The following is a 20,902-nucleotide window of genomic DNA, read 5'->3' on the forward strand; positions in this document are numbered from 1 at the left end:
ACGCTTATGAACAAACACTGGACTTATATCTTTGGTTTGCTCTTGTTTACGAATTCTGTTTATGCACAGCAAGCCAACGTCAATCTGGAGTATAACCCTCAGGAAAACACTGACGGTCTCACTCCGTTTAGTGCGCAAGTAAATTCACCGGAAGTGCATGACGACCAAACCGTAACATTCCGTATCAAGGCGCCCGATGCGAAAAAAGTAGAACTACCTGCCGGCGCCATTCATACAGCTCTTGACAAGGACCGTGAACCTATTCCCTTTACAAAAGGAGAAGATGGTATCTGGACATTGACCATCGGCCCCTTAAAACCCGATATGTATGCATACCACCTGCTGGTAGACGGGGTACAAATTGCAGATCCCAGCAACACTTATGCTGCGTTTACAGCCATGCCGCCTTACAGCCAGTTAATTGTTCATGGTAGCGGGCCGGCATATTACGATGCCCAAAATGTTCCGCACGGCAACGTTACCCGCCATGTTTATCATTCTGATGTAACCAAAGGGGAACGCGAACTTTACGTTTACACTCCTCCGGGATACAATCCGGATAAAAAATACCCGGTACTCTATTTATTGGGTGGAAGTGGCGAGCTACCATCCAATTGGGTTTACGATGGAAGGGTTAATTTCATAATGGATAACCTGCTTGCAGAAGGCAAAGCCAAACCAATGCTGATTGTCATTCCTAACAACCAGGTGATTCATCGTAACCACCCTAAACATGCAGACTTGACCTTCGATATTTTTGAAGAAGAACTCCGAGATCATGTTATCCCATTAATTGACCAGAGTTACAGCACGATCCGGAATCCGAAAGGAAGAGCAATCTCCGGGTTGTCTATGGGTGGTCGTCACAGCATGTTCATTGGCTTCCAGTCCCTCGATGTATTTGCCAACTTTGGCATTCTCAGCGCCGGAGACACAGATGCTGAAACATCTTTAGAACATTTCTTAAACGATCCTGAAGTAAATGACAAAGTTGATTACCTTTTTGTCGGGCAAGGCACAAAAGAAGCCGAAAGCTTTTTTAATCACCGATGTCAGGCTCTTCACGATGCACTAACAAACCATGAAATTGAACATGATTACTATATTGGCGGAAATGGCGGTCATGACTGGTCCACCTGGCGGCATCTTTTATATTACCGGTTTCTGCCGAATCTTTGGAAATAACGTGGAGTTGAAAATAGAATAAACGCAGAGACGCAATGACGCAAAGTATTTTTTATGAGCAATTTGAGCTCCGAAGTTCAGACTGCATAAGCAACTGATCACCAACTACTTTAAAATGCTTAACGCAATGTCATTACTCTATATTAAATCTTTATTAAATCATATACACATGAATACCCTAAAGACTTCATTAGTAATACTTCTAACAATTTTGGTGGCATCATGCACAAACCAGCAAAAGCCAGGCCAGGTGCAGGTAGAAGGCGGCACCATTCAGGGAACAGTCACCGAAGACCTGACCATCTACAAAGGCATTCCTTTTGCAGCTCCTCCGGTAGGAGATTTGCGATGGAAAGCACCACAACCCGTTGAAGCCTGGGAAGGCGTAAAGCAAACCACCGAATTTGCTCCTGCCCCGATGCAGGGTGGAAATCCTCCTTCGGGAAAAAGCGAAGACTGCCTCTACCTGAATGTTTGGACACCGGCAAAATCTGCAGATGAAAAACTTCCTGTTATGGTTTGGATTTACGGCGGCGGTTTCAGTTTTGGCTCCACCTCCGCACCTGTCCATAATGGAGAAAACCTCGCACGTAAAGGCGTAGTGCTTGTAAGCATTGCTTACCGGGTAGGACAAATTGGCTTTCTGGCTCATCCCGAACTCAGTGCCGAAAGTCCCAACGGGGTTTCGGGCAACTATGGGATACTCGACCAGATTGAAGGACTGAAATGGGTGCAAAACAACATTGAAGCATTTGGCGGGGATCCCGGTAACGTGACCATCTTTGGTGAATCCGCCGGAGGCATTTCAGTGAGTATGCTTTGCGCATCTCCTTTAGCCAACGGACTGTTCCAAAAAGCCATTTCTCAAAGTGGTGGTTCGTTCGGGCCAACCCGTCCGACTACCTACCCCGGCGAAAACATGAAAACCCTGAAACAAGCCGAACAGGATGGTGTCGAATATCTGGAAAAATTTGAAGTGTCATCCATTGACGAACTCCGGGATATTGATGCAGAAAAACTAATCCCTCAGGGTTGGACAATGCCGGGAAGCTGGCCCATTGTTGATGGTTACGTTATTCCCGATGATCAGTATATTTTATATGAAGAAGGAAAATACAATGATGTTCCGGTATTGATTGGTTACAATTCTGACGAAGGACTCAGTTTCCCGGCTGGTCGCACTCCTGAAGAATACACTGAAACGGTAGCCGAACGTTTTGGCCCTTTTGCCGACAAGCTTCTTGAAGCCTATCCGGTTGGAGAAAACTCCGTACCCCGAAGTGCCCGTAACCTGATGCGTGATGCAGCCTTCGGCTGGCCCACCTGGAGCTGGGCCCGTTTGCAGAGCAAAACCGGAAAATCACCAGTTTACCTCTACTATTTCGATCAACATCCAGAATATCCTGAAGATTCACCTCAGGCCGACCATGGAACCCCACATGGTGTGGATGTACCCTATGTTTTTATGAACATGGATACATCCAATCCCAACACAACAGAGGCCGATGTAAAAATATCAGAAATCATGGGAACGTATTGGACCAATTTTGCCAAAAATGGAAACCCGAATGGCGAGAATGTCCCACAGTGGCCGGCTTTCAGTAATGACAATCCGAAAGTAATGTATCTGAAAACGAATCCGGAAACCGGGCCCGTTCCAGATGAAGAATCACTAAAAGTTCTGGATGCTTACTTTGAATGGAGAAGAACCCCGGAAGGACAGGAATGGGCTAAATAGAAGTGTCTGTCCATAAAGTGCCATTTACTGTGTTACGCTCGTCCGAAAATTACTCATTTCGATGAGTAAACTCCGTATTTTCAGACTTCGCAAGCCTTGTAAATGACACTTTCTGAACAGACACATGATTAGAAACAACTTTTGCCTAATTTATAGACGGACACTAAACAATAACTAAAATCAAAAAAATATCCATCATGAACAAATTAAACTTTTCACTTAATGCGTACTTTTTTCTGTTGGTTGCAATCTCTGTATCCTCCTATTCCTGTACGGGAACAAAAAACAATAGTAATCAGCAGGGAACCGTTTCATCTTCCTCGCACTATGTCCACTACAATGGCGGAAATCCCTATCTCCCATTGTGGGAGCATCTACCCGACGGAGAACCCCGTGTTTTTGAAGACCCTGACAATCCGGGAAAATACCGGGCTTATATTATAGGATCCCACGACGTAAGGTATGATAGTTACTGTGGCCCCGACATCAGAATGTGGTCAGCCCCGGTTGAGGACTTATCCGACTGGCGCGAAGAAGGCCCGATTTTTACTTATGAAGTGGATAATCAATGGGATGTGATGTACGCACCCGACCTTGTTGAAGTAAAAAGAAAAGACGGTACTAAAGAATATTACCTTTATCCACACAGCCGTGGCTGGAACCGTGAAGCCATGGTATGCAAGGGGTCCCGACCGGATGGCCCGTTCACTCCCATCAATCTTACAGAAGATGGTACACGCACCATACCCGGAAGCATTATGGGATTTGATCCTGCAGTTTATATTGAATATATAACAGACCCTGATGACCCCGATTATGAAATAGGCTTCAGAGCTTATGGATACTGGGGTTTTCAACGATCAATGGCAGCCCAGCTGGATCAGGAAACCATGTATTCGGTTCGTCCCGGAACCGAGGTGATTGATTATTTCCTGCCTGCCAGTTCCAGATACGGAGAAATAAGGGATCCCAAGGGTACAGAATATCCTTGTATCTACGAGGGAGAAGACTTAGGAAGATTTAACTTCTTTGAAGCTTCATCGATCCGTAAGGTGGGAAATAAATACATTACCGTTTACAGTGGCTATTCAGGTCCTGACTATGGTGTCGGAAGCTCCAATTCCACATTGCGTTATGCGGTTGGAGATACTCCACTTGGACAGTGGAAAAGCGGAGGCGTTCTGGTGGACTCTCGTGGTATAGTTCCGAATCGTGACGGATCAGCTCTGCAAATAACCAACGGGGGCCATAACACCCATGGCAGTATTGAAGAAATAAACGGACAATGGTATGTGTTTTACCACAGGCCGCCACGTAATTTTGGCTTTGCACGTCAGCCAATGGTTGCACCCATAACCATTGAGTGGGACGAGAAGCCGGTAGCTGAAGGCGGAGGTGCCAGAATAAGAGCTTTTGACCCTTATGCTGAAAACAAAATATGGACAGCAAAAGACAACAAGGGAAATGAATATACCGGAGCAGAAGTAACTTCCGAAGGTTTCCACATATACGGGCTCGATCCTTACCAGTATTACTCCGCAGGTTACGCGTGTTATCTTTCCGATGTAGGACTTCAGCAGGATTCGTGGGATATTTGGGACAACCATATGCCCATTACCAATGTCAAAAATGGTAATATTATAGGATATAAGTATTTTGGCTTCGGCGGACTTGATGAAGACAAAAAAGGTCTTAAAGCTTTTGAAGGTACGAAAGAAGGAAACAAAACAGCCTTTAATCTTTTTCTTAAACCAAAAACCAACAAATCTTTTAAAGTAAACGTCTGGTTAGACGGTCCCTGGGACAATAAAGTCTGGAACGGAACAAAAATGGGTGAAATTGTTGTTCCTGCAAATGCCACACAAGAAACAACAAAATTTACGGTTGATGTTTCAACGTTTGTAGATCATCTGGACCAAAAACATGCGATATTCCTGGTGGCAGAAGGGAATGAACAGGAAGAACTTTTCGATTTAGCCGGACTTGGTTTTAGCTCAAAAAACAAGCAAATTGAGCGTCCGGTTCCACCAACGGTAAGCATCGAAGTTAATGGCGAGGCCATTGAGGTACCCAAAACACCGGTCAGATCAACTAGTGAGAATGGTATTGTCGGATACGGACTGTATGAAACAACGGTTACACTACCAGCAAACACAACCCAAATTCCTAAGGTGGAAGCATCAGCAGACAATGCGGATGTAAAAATAGATATCAGGCAGGCGGAATCAACTTCCGGTAAAGCTGTTGTGAAATGTGATTATAATGGTATTGTAAAAAAATATAATATTGTATTTTCGAACAAATAATTTATGAGTCCGGTCCTCTTAAGAGCAGACTCATCTATGCTAACTCTGAATTGCAAAATAATAATTAACCACTTCATAATGAGGACAAAAATAAAGATTATTCGAACATCACTCATTCTGACACTATTTTGTATTAATGCTGTTTTTGCAAATGCAGCAAATGACACAAAATATATTTCAGAAGATAAGAGTGATGGAGATTTTGTTATTGCCGAAAAAGGAGAAGCAGCACAAATGCTGATTGATTCAAAGGATGATCCCTGTGTCATAAGGGCGTTTAACGACTTGCAGGATGATATCCTTAAAGTTACCGGTGTCAAGCCTGTACTAAACACAGATAAGGCTTCAGCGGCAAAAAATGTCATCATCGCGGGAACACTCGGTCAAAGTAAACTGATCGACAAACTTGTTTCCAAAAAGGTCATTGAGACCAATGAATTGAAGGGCAAGTGGGAAAAATTCATCATCAAAACCGTCAAAAATCCATTGCCGGGCATCGAAAACGCTTTGGTAATTGCCGGTAGCGACCGAAGGGGAACCATCTATGGTATTTACGATCTGTCGGAACAAATGGGCGTTTCCCCCTGGTATTGGTGGGCCGATGTGCCGATAAAAAAGAAAGAAAACGTTTTCGTAAAACCCGGAACTTATACCGATGGAGAACCCGCCGTACAATACCGCGGAATATTTTTAAATGACGAAGCTCCAAGTCTTACCGGATGGGTAAAACACCGGTATGGAACCGATTATGGCGATCATCGCTTCTATACTCGCGTATTTGAATTGATACTCCGCCTGAAAGGAAATTTTCTGTGGCCGGCCATGTGGAGTTGGGCTTTCTATGCCGACGACCCGATGAACAGCAAGGTCGCCGATGAAATGGGGATAGTAATCGGAACATCACACCACGAGCCAATGGCACGAAACCACCAGGAGTGGGTACGAAACCGTGATGAATACGGGGCATGGAATTACTCAACCAACCAGGAAGTAATTGATGAATTCTTCCGCGAAGGAATTGAGCGTGTTAAAGATACTGAAGATCTTATCACCATTGGAATGCGCGGTGACGGCGATGAGGCCATGTCGGAAGAGACTAACGTGGAACTGCTGGAAAGAGTGGTAAAAAACCAGCGTAAAATTATTGAAGAGGTAACCGGCCGTCCTGCAGAGGAAACACCGCAGGTGTGGGCCCTGTACAAGGAAGTACTCGATTATTACGATAAGGGAATGCGTGTCCCCGATGATGTTATCATTCTGTTGGCTGACGACAACTGGGGCAATGTCAGGCGTTTACCCAACGAAGAAGAGCTAAAACACCCGGGAGGTTGGGGAATGTACTATCATTTTGATTATGTGGGGGCCCCAAGAAACTCCAAATGGCTTAATGTAACCCCCATTCAGCATGCATGGGAGCAATTGCAGCTGACCTACGATTATGGTGTTGACAAATTATGGGTGGTAAATGTAGGTGACCTGAAGCCCATGGAATATCCCATAACATTGTTTATGGACATGGCATGGGAACCTACCCGCTATCAAGCGGACAATCTGATGGAGCATCCCCGGGCATTTTGTGCACAGCAATTTGGTGAAGAGCAGGCCGGCGAAGCTGCACGCATACTAAACCTTTACAGCAAGTACAACGGACGCGTAACACCGGAAATGCTCGACCGTCACACGTATAATCTTGAAACCGGTGAGTGGAAAAAAGTTTCTGATGAATACCTGAAACTGGAGGCAGAAGCTCTGCGTCAGTATTTAAGCCTGGAAACGGATTACAGGGATGCCTACAAACAACTCATTCTTTACCCCGTCCAGGCCATGGCGAATCTCTACGAAATGTATTACGCCCAGGCCATGAACCATAAGCTTTATGCCGAAAACAACCCACGTGCCAACTTCTGGGCCGACAAAGTGGAAAAGGCTTTTGAAAGAGACAAGGCACTGAGTTACGACTACAACAACGTGATGTCCGGCGGAAAGTGGAAAAACATGATGTCGCAGAAAAAAATCGGCTATACTTCCTGGAACGATAACTTCCCGGCCGACAAACTTCCGGAAATACACCGCATTGAAAACCCGGAAAAAGCTGTTGGCAATTATGTTTTTTCTCCAAAAGATGGTTTTATTTCTATTGAAGCACCACACTATTATGAACTGAAAGATGCCGAAAATGCTGAGTGGACAGTAATTCCGGATGCTGGACGCAAGCTGGGTGGAATCGCTGTAATGCCTTATTCCCAACCAGTGGATGAGGCTTCCATATCGTATAAAATGGAATTGCCCGATAATGTAAGTTCGGTAACCGTTCATGTGGTGGTAAAGTCGACGCTGGCATTTAAGCGGGTTGAAGGTCATCGGTATAAAGTTGGCTTTGACGATGCGGAAGAGAAGGTTATCAACTTCAACGGGAACCTTAACGAAAAGCCCGAAAATATTTATACAGTATTTTACCCGACAGTGGCCAGGCGTGTAGTAGAGAAAAAGGTTGACCTGAAGGTTCCTGAAACTTCGGATGGAAAACATATCCTCACATTGACACCAATGGATACGGGCATTGTATTCGAAAAAATTGTGGTTGATTTCGGCGGATATGAAAATTCCTATTTGTTTGGAAACGAATCCCCAAACAAAAGAGTTGTTAATCAATAACTACACGGTGTCGTACCATCTTTAGAAATCTAATCGGATAAAACTTTTGATTTTTGCAGATGGTACGACACTCCAAAATTTTATACTAATGAAACGAGCATGGAGCTTTGATTTCTCAAAACTGCCACAAAAGGGCATATATAAAGAGATCACGAGTTCCATCCGACCTTAATAAATAAATTTAATACGGATGAAACTCATATCACTACTTTCCATCCTTACGCTGGCCACAATGTTTTCGTCATGTTCTGAAAAGCAAACCGACAAATCCGATTTCCAGGTATATCTCTGCTTCGGCCAGTCCAACATGGCAGGTGCTGCCAAAGCTGAAGCACAGGACTCTGTTGTCGATCCGCGTTTTAAGGTAATGAGCGCGATGGATTGCCCAGACCTGAACAGGGAAAAAGGCAAGTGGTACACAGCTACTCCTCCCCTGGCCGATTGTAATGCCGGGCTCTCCCCAGCCGATTATTTCGGAAGAACCATGGTGGAAAATCTCCCGAAAGACATCAAAGTCGGGGTTATCAACGTATCCGTCGGGGGATGTAAAATTGAACTGTTCGATAAAGACAATTATCAAACTTATGTGGATTCTGCACCAGACTGGATGCAAGGATGGATTGCTAATTATGGAGGAAATCCTTATGGTCGCTTAGTAGAATTGGCCAAACTGGCACAAAATGACGGAGTTATCAAAGGCATTCTATTGCATCAGGGCGAATCTAATCCCAATGATACCCTCTGGACACGTAAAGTTAAAGCCATTTATGACAACCTTATGAGCGACTTAAATTTGAATCCTCAAGAAGTACCTTTGCTGGCAGGTGAAACTTTAAGTGCTGAATATGGCGGAAAATGCGCAGCATTTAATCAATTCATCAACCTGCTTCCGGAAGTACTCCCGAATTCGTATGTCATTTCATCCCAAGGATGTCCCGGACAACCCGATGGTTTGCATTTTACCGCCGAAGGATACAGGATATTGGGTAAAAGATATGGAGACAAGATGTTATCTGTATTGAAACGGTAGAGTATCAAATTATTAGATTTAAAAATTTAAGATAATTCATATAATACTGAAATATCTATCTGCAATAGATCGTTAGATTTTTAGATATAAGATGTAAGATGGTTTTTACAACCTTGATATACTGCATTTTAACAAACAAACCTCTTTAAATGCAAACAATTGGCTTGCAGCGTATTGCAAAAGTTTAACGGAGTATTGTATCTGAAGAATTAACCAAAAACCTGACCTGGACAAGCCAGAATCCAAAAAAACATAAACATTCAGTATTCAAAAGTTATAGCACATCTATTGTCAAAATAATAAAACTTACATCATGGGTTATTCAAGAAAAAAAGAAATTATCACATTTTTAACCATTTGCTGCTTCCTGTTGTCGACTGGTATTTCAGCGCAACAGGTTGCAAATACAGAAAGCCCCGACGGGCACCTAAAACTTAACGTGTCTGTTGAAAACGGAAGTCCCGTTTATTCGGTCTCTTATCAGGGAGAAGAAATTCTGGAGAACTCACCCCTTGGATTAATTACCAACGAAGGTGATTTTCACAGCAACATGAGTTTTGTTGAGTCTTCCAACGAAAAGATAAAAAAAGAATACGTTCAGGCAAAAATCAAGCACTCTTTCGTGAAATATGAAGCCAACACCCTGAAGTGCACATTCTCCAATGCCGAAGACAAAGCGATATCTGTATTGTTTCAGGTGAGCAACAACAACATTGCATTTCGCTATGAATTGCCCAAATGGGGAGATACAAGAGTCTGCGTGGTAGAAAAAGAAGCAACCGGCTATCGGTTTCCTGATAACACCAAATCCTTCCTTTCTCCAATGATGCGTCCTATGGAAGGATTTGCTCGTACTTCCCCCAGTTACGAAAGCGGATATGAAACGGATGTTCCGATTGACAGCAATTTATCGGATGAAGGATATGTTTTCCCGGGCCTTTTCAGGATAGACGACAATGGTTGGGTGCTGCTTTCAGAAACCGGTGTCAGAAGCCTCTATTGTGCCTCTCATCTAAGCAAATACAACGATGGTTTGTTTTCGGTTGACTATCCCAATCAGGCCCAGAACAACGGGTTTGGAAGTTCAGGTGCCCAGTTGGGGCTTCCGGGAGTGACACCGTGGAGAACCATTACTGTAGGCAAAACTTTACAACCAATTGTGGAAACCACCATCCCATGGGACGTAGTAGACCCGCTTTATGAGCCATCCCGGGATTACCACTTCGGACGCAGTACCTGGAGCTGGATCATCTGGCAGGACAACAGTATGAATTATTCTGATCAGGTCAAATATATTGATCTGGCTGCAGCCATGGATTTCGAATATATTCTGATAGATGCCTGGTGGGACACCAATATCGGATACGAACGAATGGAAGAACTAATAGATTATGCAGCCGGCAAAAATGTAGGTGTATTCTTGTGGTACAATTCCAATGGCTCCGCCAACGATGCATTCCAGACTCCGTTGAATAAAATGAACACTTCCATAGCCCGCAAAAAAGAAATGAAATGGCTGAAAGAAGTCGGGGTGAAAGGTCTGAAAGTGGATTTTCTGGGTGGTGACAAGCAGGAAACCATGCGTCTTTATGAAAACATTTTGTCCGATGCCAATGATTATGGCCTCATGGTAAACTTCCACGGCGCTACTCTTCCCCGCGGCTGGGAACGGATGTATCCTAATTTTATTGGTTGTGAAGCCGTGCTTGCCTCTGAAATGCTTGTTTTCGTACAGGATGTACGAGAAAAAGAAGCCGTCTACGCTGCCCTCCATCCCTTTATCCGTAATTCAGTAGCGAGTATGGAGTTTGGAGGCGTTATCCTGAATAAGTATCTGAACAAAGGAAACAAAGAAGGACAGAAAAGATTGACTACGGATGTATTTCAACTGGCAACAGGTGTACTTTTTCAAAATCCTGTTCAGTTTTTTGCACTCACCCCAAACAACCTGACCGATGTCCCAGCTTTTGAACTGGAGTTTTTGCGAAACATTCCAACCACATGGGATGAAACTCGTTTCATTGACGGTTACCCGGGTAAATTCAGCGTCCTTGCCCGTCGCAAAGGCCGGCAATGGTACATTGCCGGAGTAAATGCTGAAGAAGAAGCAAAAAAGTTATCACTTAAAATGCCCATGCTGGCAGGACAAAAAGTAACTTTGTATAACGACAAAAAAGATGGCACTCCTTATATGGAAACCGCTGAAATACCGGAAAACGGAGTAATGAATATCACTGTACAACCCAATGGAGGCTTTGTATTGAAAAAATAAAAAGGGAAACTTCACGAGGGTGTCTAAAGAAAATAATTTTTAGATACCCTCGTGGTCATGCTCTCTGCACTTACCTCTCTGCACTTTGCCCTCTGCTCCATACTTCTGCCTGTCTATAAATTATCCCCACTATCCACTATTGACTAAAAACTACTAACAAGTGTCTGTCCATAAAGTGCCATTTACTGTGTTATGCTCGTCCGAAAATTACTCATTTACGATGAGTAAACTCCGTATTTTCGGACTTCGCAAGCCTTGTAAATGACACTTTCTGAACAGACACATGATAAGTAGGAATCTTTTCCTACTCTATAGACACGCACTAACTAATTTATCTGAATTTGAAACAGGAATATCTGAAAAAGTAAATACAAAAGCTTCCTGCCACCTATTTTTGTTTCTGAAGTTGTACTGTAAAAGGGGATTAAAATATCAATAGCAAAAAACAGATATTAAATCTCTGAACGCAAAATAGATTTTTACCTAATTGAATCCTCCCAATATCGAAAGCTGACCAAAAAGTTAAATTAGTTTCATGACAATGGAACGAGCATGGCAAAGTTTGCCACAACAAGAATATGTATAAATGCTTGCATGCGAGTTCTATTAGACCAATAAATTAAGTAAATTATATACTAATGAAAAAAATCAGACTCAAAATGAACAAACAAAAAAACGGGCACGCAATGATGTTCTCAGTTTTTTTGGCATTGTTTGCTCTTACAGGGATGCAAACCTACGGCCAAAAGAATGTCCCGGTCTTTTCAGAATTCGTTTATCAGGGCAACGATGATGTATACAAGGAATATCAGTTGGAGGATGACGAATTTTACAACCCTGTTCTTCAGGGATGTTACCCCGATCCTGCCATCGTTCGGAAAGGCGATGACTATTTCATGGTACATTCTTCGTTCGCAATGGCTCCGGGTGTACCCATATTTCATTCCAAAGACTTAGTCAATTGGAGGCAAATCGGGCACGTACTGGACCGTCCCTCACAACTAAAGGTTCACGATACCGGGATTAGTGCAGGCGTTTATGCCCCTGCCATAAAATACAACCCTCATAATGAGACTTTCTACATGATTACCACCCAGTTTGCCGGCGACTTTGGTAACATCGTGGTAAAAACCAAAGACCCGTTCAAGGGCTGGAGTGACCCTTACAAACTCAAATTCAACGGCATCGATCCTTCCCTGTTTTTCGACGATGACGGCAAAGCCTATGTCGTTCACAACGACGCACCGGACCCTGGCAAGGAACTTTACCAGGGACACCGTGTGATAAAGATATGGAATTACGATCTCGAAAACGATCAGGTAGTTGAAGGCTCAGATAAGATTATTGTTAACGGGGGCGTCGATCTGTCAGAGAAACCGATATGGATTGAAATGCCACACATCTACAAAAAAAATGACAAATACTATTTGATGTGCGCAGAAGGAGGAACAGGAGACTGGCACAGCGAAGCAGTATTTATCAGCGACAATCCGAGAGGTCCTTACGAACCTGCGCCATCCAACCCCATCTTGTCGCAAAGATATCTGCATCCCCGGCGCAACAACAAAGTGGATTGGGCCGGTCATGCCGATTTGGTAAAAGGTCCCAACGACGATAAATATTATGGTGTATTCCTTGCCATTCGTCCAAATGAGAAAAACCGCGTAAATACAGGACGTGAAACTTTTATCCTTCCTGTTGACTGGAGTGGTAAATGGCCTGTTTTCGAAAACGGACTCATTCCGCTTGAGCCAAAACTTAAAATGCCCGAAGGTGTGGAAAATAAAACCGGCCAGAATGGCTATTTTCCAAATGGGAACTTCACCTATAAGGAAAACTTCACCTCCGACAAACTCGATCACCGCTGGATTGGAGTCAGAGCTTTCCCTGAAGAATTTGCCTCAACTTCAAAAAAAGGTCTGACCATAATGCCTTTTGAAGAGAACATTAAAGCAATGGCCCCTGTTTCATCTCTCTTTCACCGCCAAATGCACAAAAGTTTTTCTGCAACCACAACGATGAAATACAAACCTAAATCGGAAGAATATCTTGCAGGACTGGTATGCTACCAGAGCGAAACATTCAACTATGTCTTTGGCATCACAAAAAAAGACAAGGAATATTATCTTCTACTGGAAAGGACTGAAAAAGGAGAATCTACAATCCTTGCCAGCACCCTGATTGATATCAAAAAGCCTGTTCAACTGCAAGTGGAAGCTGATGGTGATGATTACAGATTCAACTATTCTGTCGATGGCGAAAACTTTCAGAATCTGGGAGGAACCGTTTCGGGTGATATCCTGTCGACCAATGTTGCAGGCGGCTTTACAGGCGCATTAATCGGTTTGTATGCCACTACGGCCAATGATGCCGTGCCTGAGTAAATCTCGTTTTAAAAAATTGAATAAATCCCAATAATGGCAGGTGGAATGGTAATGAATAATTCTTCCTGCCATTTTTGGTTTGTTGAAATTATTGAAATAAAAAACATACGAATAAATCAGGTTAACGAGGTTTGTCCTTTAACACAGAAGATTCTCTTACTTTCAGCTCGGTTTTAAGTATTATCATTTGAGGTGTTGCGCTTCGTTTTGTTTGATCTATAAAAAGCCTGGCAGCACTTTCTCCAATCTGGAAGGTGGGATGAACTATCGAGGTAAGTTCGGGTGTCACCACAGTTGCATGAAATTCATCAGTAAAGCCAACCAATCCAATATCAGTGGGTACTTCCAGATTATGTTTTCTTATTTCCTTCATAGCAGCAAAAACAACAAAATCATTGACCCCGTAAACAGCATCCGGTCTGTTTGACAAACTTAATAACCTGTTCATCGCTGCCCTTGCAGAATCGGTACTAAGATCACATTTTACCAACAACTCGGGATCAATTTGTAGATTACAATCATTCAATCCGTCATAGTAACCTGCAATTCGCTCTTTCGAAATGTTTAAATAATCCGGCCCGGAAATAAAAGCAACCCTTCGATAACCCTGCTGATAAAAATGATGAACAACTTTCCGTGAGGCCTCCCTGTTATCCACAGTAACACATGAAACTTCATTTTCAAGGCAGGTCCGGTCGAAAAAAACCAATGGAATATTTCTTTTTAGTAAACCCTTAAAATGATCATAACTTGTTGTCTGTTTGCTCAAACAAACAATAAACCCTTCAACCCTGGCCTTTAACAGATTTTCAACCGATTCAATTTCCTTCTGCGCAGATTCGTTCGAACTGGATATCAAAACAAAATAACCGTTCTCCCTTGCTACACTCTCTATCCCGGCAATAATTGACGCATAAAAATGAGTGATGATATCAGGTATAATTACGCCAATCATCCTGGTTTCCTGCTTGAGAAGTCCCATTGCAAGCGGATTGGGAAAGTAATGTCGCATTTCAGCCAATTCCTTTACACGTTGTCGCATCTCAAGACTAATGTCGGGATGGTCTTTCAGTGCACGCGAAACGGTTGATACTGAAACATTCAACTCTTCAGCCAAATCTTTTAAGGATACATATTTCTTGTCCATAAAAACTAAACTTCAGCACGTTAGAATACAGTTATTCAGTCACTCATGCCACCAGCAAATTACAATGAAAGTGGGTGCTGTTATTCAAAGAAGTCTGTCTTTTTTCAAACTCCGGGAACATCCAGTTGTCTGTATAAAGAAAGAATTAAGTACGATCTGATTTCTGATATTTCATAAAAGGGGCATGACAAAGATAACAATTTTTAAAAGTTGTTCAAGAAACTAGGTGCTATAAGAAACGAGCATGACAAAGATTTCCATAGGTAATTTGGGAATTATTTTTGAATAAAAACATGACAGGAATAAAACAATAGATCGTTAGATTATTAGATTTAAGATATAAGATGATTCGTATTTCGTTGAAAATCTGCATCTTATCAAAACAAACCCCTTAAATATAACCAGTTGATTCAAAGGTGTTTACAAAAGCTTAACGGACTATTGGTTAAACTTGTGTAATAAATTGCAAACCAAATGTTTGTAACCAGGACAATATTTGTGATAAAAAATTGAATTTCAACAAAATATCAATAATCTTAAATCTATCATCTAAATATCTATTAATATATTTGAAAATCTAACGATCTATTGATAAAATATATCCGGATTTAAAACACTGGAAAAAATGCAATCTAAAAATCAATTATTTATTTTGGCTTTTGTTTATATTTTTTAATTAATCATGTTATACAACATTTATTCATAGATGCAAAGCTTTGCGAAAAGCTTTGCATGCATGTATGTAGATTGTTGTATTTGTATTGATAAACAAGAACTAATAACATTGCAACTTATAGAAAGTAACCAATATATATTAAATGAACTGCACTGGAAGCTACAACATTGCATTTCCTTTGCAGGCCCTCAAATCCTAAAATTGTGAAAACTACGCTTATTTTTTATATCTGTTTTTATCAATAGTCAGTTTAAAAGAGCCTGAGCGCAATGACACAATACTTTTATTATGGGAGAGTTATAGCTTATACTATTGATTGTATAAACAATTAATTATCAGATATCAGCAAAAGTTTAACGGAGTGTTGTTTATAGAATTTCAAAGAAATTCATTTTTTGTTTCATTTCTAAGGCAAAAAGCCTGCAACGGGGAAGAGATACAGAATAAGCAAAGAAAAAAATGAACTAAATGCATATAGAAAAAAGGACAGGGATCAATATACCTTCAATAATCTACGGAACCAGTTTTCTTGGGAATCTTTACCGGGAACTGACATACAAGGAAAAAATGGCCATAATGCAGGAATGGTTTCGTGTATCGGAAGGCCCTGTAATGATTGATACTGCTGGCAAATACGGAGCAGGACTTGCGTTGGAGGTAATCGGACAGGGCTTGAAAGAGATGAATGTACAGCCAGGACAGATCACCATAAGCAATAAACTGGGATGGTACAGGGTTCCCCTAAAAAATGAGGAACCAACTTTTGAGCCGGGGATATGGGCTAACCTGAAATATGATGCTATCCAAAAAATTAGTTATGACGGGATTTTGGAATGTTGGCAACAGGGATGCGAACTGTTGGGCGAAAAATACAAGCCGGAGTTGGTTTCTGTCCATGACCCTGATGAATATTTAACGGCTGCATCGGATGACCATGAACGAAAAGGTCGTTTTAACGACATTTTGGGCGCTTACAAGGCATTATTTGAATTAAAAGCAACAGGAGAAGTAAAAAGTGTGGGTATCGGAGCAAAAGACTGGAGAATTATTAAAGAACTTTATGAGCACATACGGTTTGACTGGGTCATGCTGGCCAACACATTTACCATTTACAACCATCCCCTCGAGGTGCTGAAATTTATGGAAAGATTGCACACCGACGGAGTCTACATAATCAATTCAGCCATCTTCAATGCAGGATTTTTAACAGGTGGTAAGTATTTTGATTACCGGATACCGGATCGAAACAATTCTAAAGACCAACAACTGTTTGAGTGGCGGAAAAAGTTCTTTGAAGTCTGTAATCAATTTAACGTATCCCCCGGCGATGCTTGCCTGAAATTTGCCCTGGCACCTCCACAGGTTTCTGCAGTATCTCTCAATCCAAGTAAGCCCGAAAGAATATCTCTGAATAAGAAAGTTCTGGACAAAAACATCCCGGAGGCCTTTTGGGAAGTATTAACAGAGAAAGGTATCATTAAAACCCCTTTCCCGCTTCTTCATCAATCCCTTTAAAATTTTCGAACAATGATTATCGATTCACACCAACATTTCTGGAACTACAATCGGGAAGAATTCGATTGGATCAACAATGATATGACGTCCATTAAAAAATCCTTCTTACCAAAAGATTTAAAAGCCACTCTTTCCGGTACCGGTGTTGAAGGGGTTGTATCTGTACAGGCCAGACAATCATTGGAAGAGACCGATTGGCTATTGCAACTCGCCGCAGAGAATGAATTCATAAAAGGTGTGGTTGGCTGGGTTCCCCTTTCTGATAAAAACATCCCTGAAATACTCAGTCGTTCTAAGAATAACAATTCGTTGAAAGGTGTCCGGCATGTCATTCAGGGAGAACCTGATCCGCAGTTTATCCTGAAAAAGAATTTTAATAACGGAATTTCACAGTTAAAAAAATACGGACTCATTTACGACATCCTGATATTTGGCCGTCAACTACCAAATACCATCCGGTTTGTGGATCAACATCCCGACCAGCCATTTGTGCTTGACCATATTGCAAAACCAGAAATCAGGCTTAATGAGATTAAGGTTTGGAAAAAGGACATCAAAGAACTCGCCCGTCGCGAAAATGTGAGCTGCAAGTTAAGCGGAATGGTTACCGAAGCCGATTTTACCATCTGGACGGAAGATCAGCTAAAACCTTACTTCGACGTTGTATTAGAAGCCTTTGGCCCGGGGCGACTTCTTTTCGGTTCAGATTGGCCTGTTTGCCTGGTAGCCACCAGTTATAAATCGTGGCTGAAACTTGTGAAAAAATGGATAAGCAAATTAAGCAGCCTTGAGCAGGAGCAAATACTGGGCAGGAATGCCAGGTTAATATACAATCTTTAAAACAATAACAATGCGGACGATTGAGATATTGAACCCCGGTGTTATGCGAATGACTGAAAGAGAGAAGCCACAACCGGAAGAGGGAGAAATTTTGCTGAAAATTAAGTATGTCGGATTTTGTGGTTCTGATTTGAGTACCTTTTCAGGAAAGAACCCGCTGGTGAGTTACCCGAGAATCCCGGGGCACGAAATATCTGCAGTAATTGAGGAAACCGGCAACAGTGTTCCTGAAAAATTTAAACCCGGCCAATCTGCAACAGTAATTCCCTATACGAACTGCGGTCATTGTTCTGCCTGCAAACAAAAAAAATACAACGCCTGTCGCTACAATCAGACACTGGGGGTTCAAAGGGACGGAGCAATGACTGAATACATTTCCCTCCCATGGCAAAAAGTAATAGTAGAGCAGGAACTCTCCGGTATTCAACTTGCTTTAGTTGAACCATTAACTGTTGGATTTCATGCAGTTGACAACATTGGCATCACCGATATTGATACAGTAGTTGTATTTGGGTGCGGAATGATTGGAAGCGGGGCAATTTTGCGGGCTCATTTGCGGGGTGCAACAGTAATTGCCGTCGATATTGATGACTCCAAACTGGAAGTAGCAAGGAAATTGGGTGCAAAATTCCAGATTAACACCAAAACACAAAATATCCATAAAGAGCTCAACAAAATTACTGAAGAAAACGGGCCTTCAGTCGCTATTGAAGCTGCCGGAAATCCGGTTACATACAAATCGGCCATTGAGGAAGTAGGTTTTGCCGGTCGTGTGGTATGCATTGGTTATGCAAAAGAGGATATTCTCTCTCCTACCAAATTGTGGGTACAAAAAGAATTGGAAATCAGAGGCTCAAGAAATGCCAACCCGGCAGACTTCGATGCGGTCATTAAATTCTTAAAAAATTCAAGTCTGGATGAACGAATCCTGATTTCAAAGATAATCGACATACAAGATGCCCCTGAAGCTATGAAACAATGGGCGGAAAACCCGGGGAAAATTTTAAAAATATTAGTTCAATTTTAGAAAAATATGAAACAAGCCGGGCACGGATAATCATATTGGATTTTTAGATTTTTAGATATAAGTAATCGACAGGCAGAAGTTTGCCAGGCAGAAGGCAGAAGTGTTAAATTTTGCAGATAAGAATTTTACCGTTAGTATCGAAAAGTGGCCTGATAAGTAAAAACCCAACTCCGCAAAACAAATGATTGATATAGAGTGTTTTGTAATTTGAGTTAGATATAAGATGAAAAAGGCATAGCAAACGTTACCACAACAAAAACAAGTATAAATTCATGCATGCGTTTTCCATCAGACTAATAACTTAGACTAATTTTGTATGAAAAGTACCATCCCTGTTGTTGAAAAAAAATATCTGGTTTCTTTCATTTTGGTTACCAGCCTGTTTGCCCTATGGGGGTTTGCCAATGACATAACAAATCCTCTTGTGGCTGCTTTTGCTACGGTAATGGAAATATCAAACGCCAAAGCCGCATTGGTACAATTCGCATTTTACGGAGGATATGCAACAATGGCCATACCGGCTGCCCTATTCATTAAAAAATTCAGCTACAAGAATGGAATTCTTTTGGGACTCGCCTTTTACGCCACCGGTGCATTATTGTTTTATCCTGCCGCCAGGTTTGAATTGTTCGGCTTTTTTTTAGTATCGTTATACATCCTTACTTTTGGTCTGGCCTTTCTCGAAACAACAGCAAATCCTTACATTCTGGCCATGGGAAAAGAAGAAACGGCAACCCGCCGTTTAAATCTGGCCCAGGCATTCAACCCCATAGGTTCACTGCTCGGTATGTTTGTAGCCTCAAAATATATTCTGGCCTCACTACAATCTGATATTCGCAATGAAAAGGGTGAATTGATTTTTTCAACATTAAGCCAGATAGAAAAAATGACCATAAGAACACATGACCTGGCTATAATTCGAAATCCCTATTTAATATTAGGTGGCGTAGTAATAGTAATGTTTTTCCTGATTCTGATCTATAAAATGCCGGTATGGGAAAGAACTGAACGCAAAATTCAGGTAAAAGAACCGATGAGACGTCTGCTCAGAAACAAAGTTTACAGAGAAGGCGTAATTGCACAGCTGTTCTATGTTGCAGCACAAATTATGTGCTGGACATTCATCATTCAATATGCAGAAAACCTGGGCATTGATAAGTCAACAGCCCAGAACTACAATATTGCAGCCATGGTAATGTTTTTGACCAGCCGCTTCATCAGTACTTTTCTGATGAAATATATAAATCCCAACAAACTCCTTACACTCTTTGCCATTGGAGGAATGACTACCACCGCGGGTACAATTCTGATACAAGGAATGCCTGGCCTCTATTGCCTTGTTGCCACTTCTGCATTCATGTCACTCATGTTTCCCACCATCTATGGTATTGCTTTAAAAGGAATTGGAACAGATGCTACTTTGGGCTCCGCCGGTCTGGTGATGGCCATTGTAGGCGGTGCACTGATGCCCCCAATCCAGGGAAGTATTATTGACCTGGAAAGCGTTGGCGGATATCCGGCTGTTAATCTGTCCTTTATTCTGCCTTTTATTTGCTTTTTAATAGTAGCCATTTACGGATATCGAAGCCGTATACTAAGGGTGCCTGCGTAACCTTTGAACCTTAAGATTTTTGCGAGTTTATAGACACGCACTACTTAGGCGCTTAGGACAGTAAACTAACCAACATGTTGTTTAAGTTGGTTGGTGTTTTGATAGTTACATATTTGCACTGACCTAAATCCTCTGAAAGAGCTTTTTTTCAGGCTTGTCCTGAAAAAACGCAGTGTCTTACCCCTGAGATTCGTGTTTTTTTGGCAAAATATTTTCTAAGTGGCTATAAATAAATGGCTGTGCCATCTATTATTTTGGGTCCACGAATTGCACGAATTGAAAATCTGTAAAACAGCTTTTTTAAAAACGGCGTTGCCGTTTAAAGTCGCACTTTGTGCGACTAAAATTCGTGTAATTCGTACAATTCGTGGACAAAAAAAATATTGCGTGGCAATTTGATCATTCTTTTTAACTTTAAAACTTATTGGGTACTGGCTCGTCCAGGTTAGGGATGAATAATTTTCGAACGAACGTAACAAATATAATTTTACAATCTCCGCTAAACTTTTACGGAT

The 20,902-nt window shown here is 41.8% G+C and carries 12 protein-coding genes; 11 read left to right on the forward strand and 1 reads right to left on the reverse strand.

The window, feature by feature from the left end:
* Positions 1-6 precede the first annotated feature (6 nt).
* From ACT29H_RS14460 to ACT29H_RS14490, 7 genes are all read left to right on the forward strand, one after another.
* Positions 7-1,185, forward strand: coding sequence for an esterase (locus ACT29H_RS14460; protein WP_444822360.1), 1,179 nt, complete (start codon positions 7-9; stop codon positions 1,183-1,185).
* A 169-nt stretch (positions 1,186-1,354) separates the two neighbouring features.
* The gene (locus ACT29H_RS14465) at positions 1,355-2,923 is read left to right on the forward strand and encodes a carboxylesterase/lipase family protein (RefSeq protein WP_444822361.1); all 1,569 of its coding nucleotides are present in this window, start codon (positions 1,355-1,357) and stop codon (positions 2,921-2,923) included.
* Between the two features lie 197 nt (positions 2,924-3,120).
* On the forward strand, positions 3,121-5,229 hold the full coding sequence (locus ACT29H_RS14470) for a hypothetical protein (protein WP_444822362.1): 2,109 nt from the start codon (positions 3,121-3,123) through the stop codon (positions 5,227-5,229).
* 78 nt (positions 5,230-5,307) lie between these two features.
* Positions 5,308-7,884 (forward strand): glycosyl hydrolase 115 family protein, encoded by a 2,577-nt coding sequence (locus ACT29H_RS14475; protein ID WP_444822363.1) that lies wholly within the window; start codon positions 5,308-5,310, stop codon positions 7,882-7,884.
* A gap of 190 nt (positions 7,885-8,074) precedes the next feature.
* Positions 8,075-8,914 carry a sialate O-acetylesterase gene (locus ACT29H_RS14480; protein WP_444822364.1) on the forward strand — a complete coding sequence of 280 codons (840 nt, stop codon included), beginning with the start codon at positions 8,075-8,077 and terminating at the stop codon, positions 8,912-8,914.
* Positions 8,915-9,227: 313 nt separating this feature from the next.
* Complete coding sequence (locus ACT29H_RS14485; protein ID WP_444822365.1) at positions 9,228-11,186, forward strand: glycoside hydrolase family 97 catalytic domain-containing protein; 1,959 nt, start codon at positions 9,228-9,230, stop codon at positions 11,184-11,186.
* A 659-nt stretch (positions 11,187-11,845) separates the two neighbouring features.
* Positions 11,846-13,570, forward strand: a complete 1,725-nt coding sequence (locus tag ACT29H_RS14490; RefSeq protein ID WP_444822366.1) for a glycoside hydrolase family 43 protein — start codon at positions 11,846-11,848, stop codon at positions 13,568-13,570.
* Positions 13,571-13,691: 121 nt separating this feature from the next.
* Here ACT29H_RS14490 and ACT29H_RS14495 read toward each other — a convergent pair whose 3' ends face one another.
* Positions 13,692-14,717: a LacI family DNA-binding transcriptional regulator gene (locus ACT29H_RS14495; RefSeq protein WP_444822367.1), complete on the reverse strand. Its 1,026-nt coding sequence runs from the start codon at positions 14,715-14,717 to the stop codon at positions 13,692-13,694.
* Between the two features lie 1,144 nt (positions 14,718-15,861).
* Between ACT29H_RS14495 and ACT29H_RS14500 the strand changes: the two genes are divergently transcribed.
* From ACT29H_RS14500 to fucP, 4 genes are all read left to right on the forward strand, one after another.
* On the forward strand, positions 15,862-16,908 hold the full coding sequence (locus tag ACT29H_RS14500) for an aldo/keto reductase (protein WP_444822368.1): 1,047 nt from the start codon (positions 15,862-15,864) through the stop codon (positions 16,906-16,908).
* Positions 16,909-16,920: 12 nt separating this feature from the next.
* Positions 16,921-17,748, forward strand: a complete 828-nt coding sequence (locus tag ACT29H_RS14505) for an amidohydrolase family protein (RefSeq protein WP_444822369.1) — start codon at positions 16,921-16,923, stop codon at positions 17,746-17,748.
* A 10-nt stretch (positions 17,749-17,758) separates the two neighbouring features.
* Positions 17,759-18,775 carry a zinc-binding alcohol dehydrogenase family protein gene (locus ACT29H_RS14510; RefSeq protein WP_444822370.1) on the forward strand — a complete coding sequence of 339 codons (1,017 nt, stop codon included), beginning with the start codon at positions 17,759-17,761 and terminating at the stop codon, positions 18,773-18,775.
* A gap of 316 nt (positions 18,776-19,091) precedes the next feature.
* Positions 19,092-20,387, forward strand: coding sequence for an L-fucose:H+ symporter permease (gene fucP / locus ACT29H_RS14515; RefSeq protein WP_444822371.1), 1,296 nt, complete (start codon positions 19,092-19,094; stop codon positions 20,385-20,387).
* Positions 20,388-20,902: the final 515 nt, after the last annotated feature.

Source organism: Thermophagus sp. OGC60D27 (assembly GCF_052400625.1).
Classification (GTDB): Bacteria; Bacteroidota; Bacteroidia; order Bacteroidales; family Marinilabiliaceae; genus Thermophagus.

What these genes read in the sequence shown, in the direction of transcription:
- ACT29H_RS14505 (WP_444822369.1), top strand. Translation starts at nt 16,921, where the DNA reads ATGATTATCGATTCACACCAACATTTCTGGAACTACAATCGGGAAGAA.
- ACT29H_RS14495 (WP_444822367.1), bottom strand. Translation starts at nt 14,717, where the DNA reads ATGGACAAGAAATATGTATCCTTAAAAGATTTGGCTGAAGAGTTGAAT.
- ACT29H_RS14510 (WP_444822370.1), top strand. Translation starts at nt 17,759, where the DNA reads ATGCGGACGATTGAGATATTGAACCCCGGTGTTATGCGAATGACTGAA.
- fucP (WP_444822371.1), top strand. Translation starts at nt 19,092, where the DNA reads ATGAAAAGTACCATCCCTGTTGTTGAAAAAAAATATCTGGTTTCTTTC.
- ACT29H_RS14485 (WP_444822365.1), top strand. Translation starts at nt 9,228, where the DNA reads ATGGGTTATTCAAGAAAAAAAGAAATTATCACATTTTTAACCATTTGC.
- ACT29H_RS14490 (WP_444822366.1), top strand. Translation starts at nt 11,846, where the DNA reads ATGAACAAACAAAAAAACGGGCACGCAATGATGTTCTCAGTTTTTTTG.
- ACT29H_RS14465 (WP_444822361.1), top strand. Translation starts at nt 1,355, where the DNA reads ATGAATACCCTAAAGACTTCATTAGTAATACTTCTAACAATTTTGGTG.
- ACT29H_RS14470 (WP_444822362.1), top strand. Translation starts at nt 3,121, where the DNA reads ATGAACAAATTAAACTTTTCACTTAATGCGTACTTTTTTCTGTTGGTT.
- ACT29H_RS14475 (WP_444822363.1), top strand. Translation starts at nt 5,308, where the DNA reads ATGAGGACAAAAATAAAGATTATTCGAACATCACTCATTCTGACACTA.
- ACT29H_RS14500 (WP_444822368.1), top strand. Translation starts at nt 15,862, where the DNA reads ATGCATATAGAAAAAAGGACAGGGATCAATATACCTTCAATAATCTAC.
- ACT29H_RS14480 (WP_444822364.1), top strand. Translation starts at nt 8,075, where the DNA reads ATGAAACTCATATCACTACTTTCCATCCTTACGCTGGCCACAATGTTT.
- ACT29H_RS14460 (WP_444822360.1), top strand. Translation starts at nt 7, where the DNA reads ATGAACAAACACTGGACTTATATCTTTGGTTTGCTCTTGTTTACGAAT.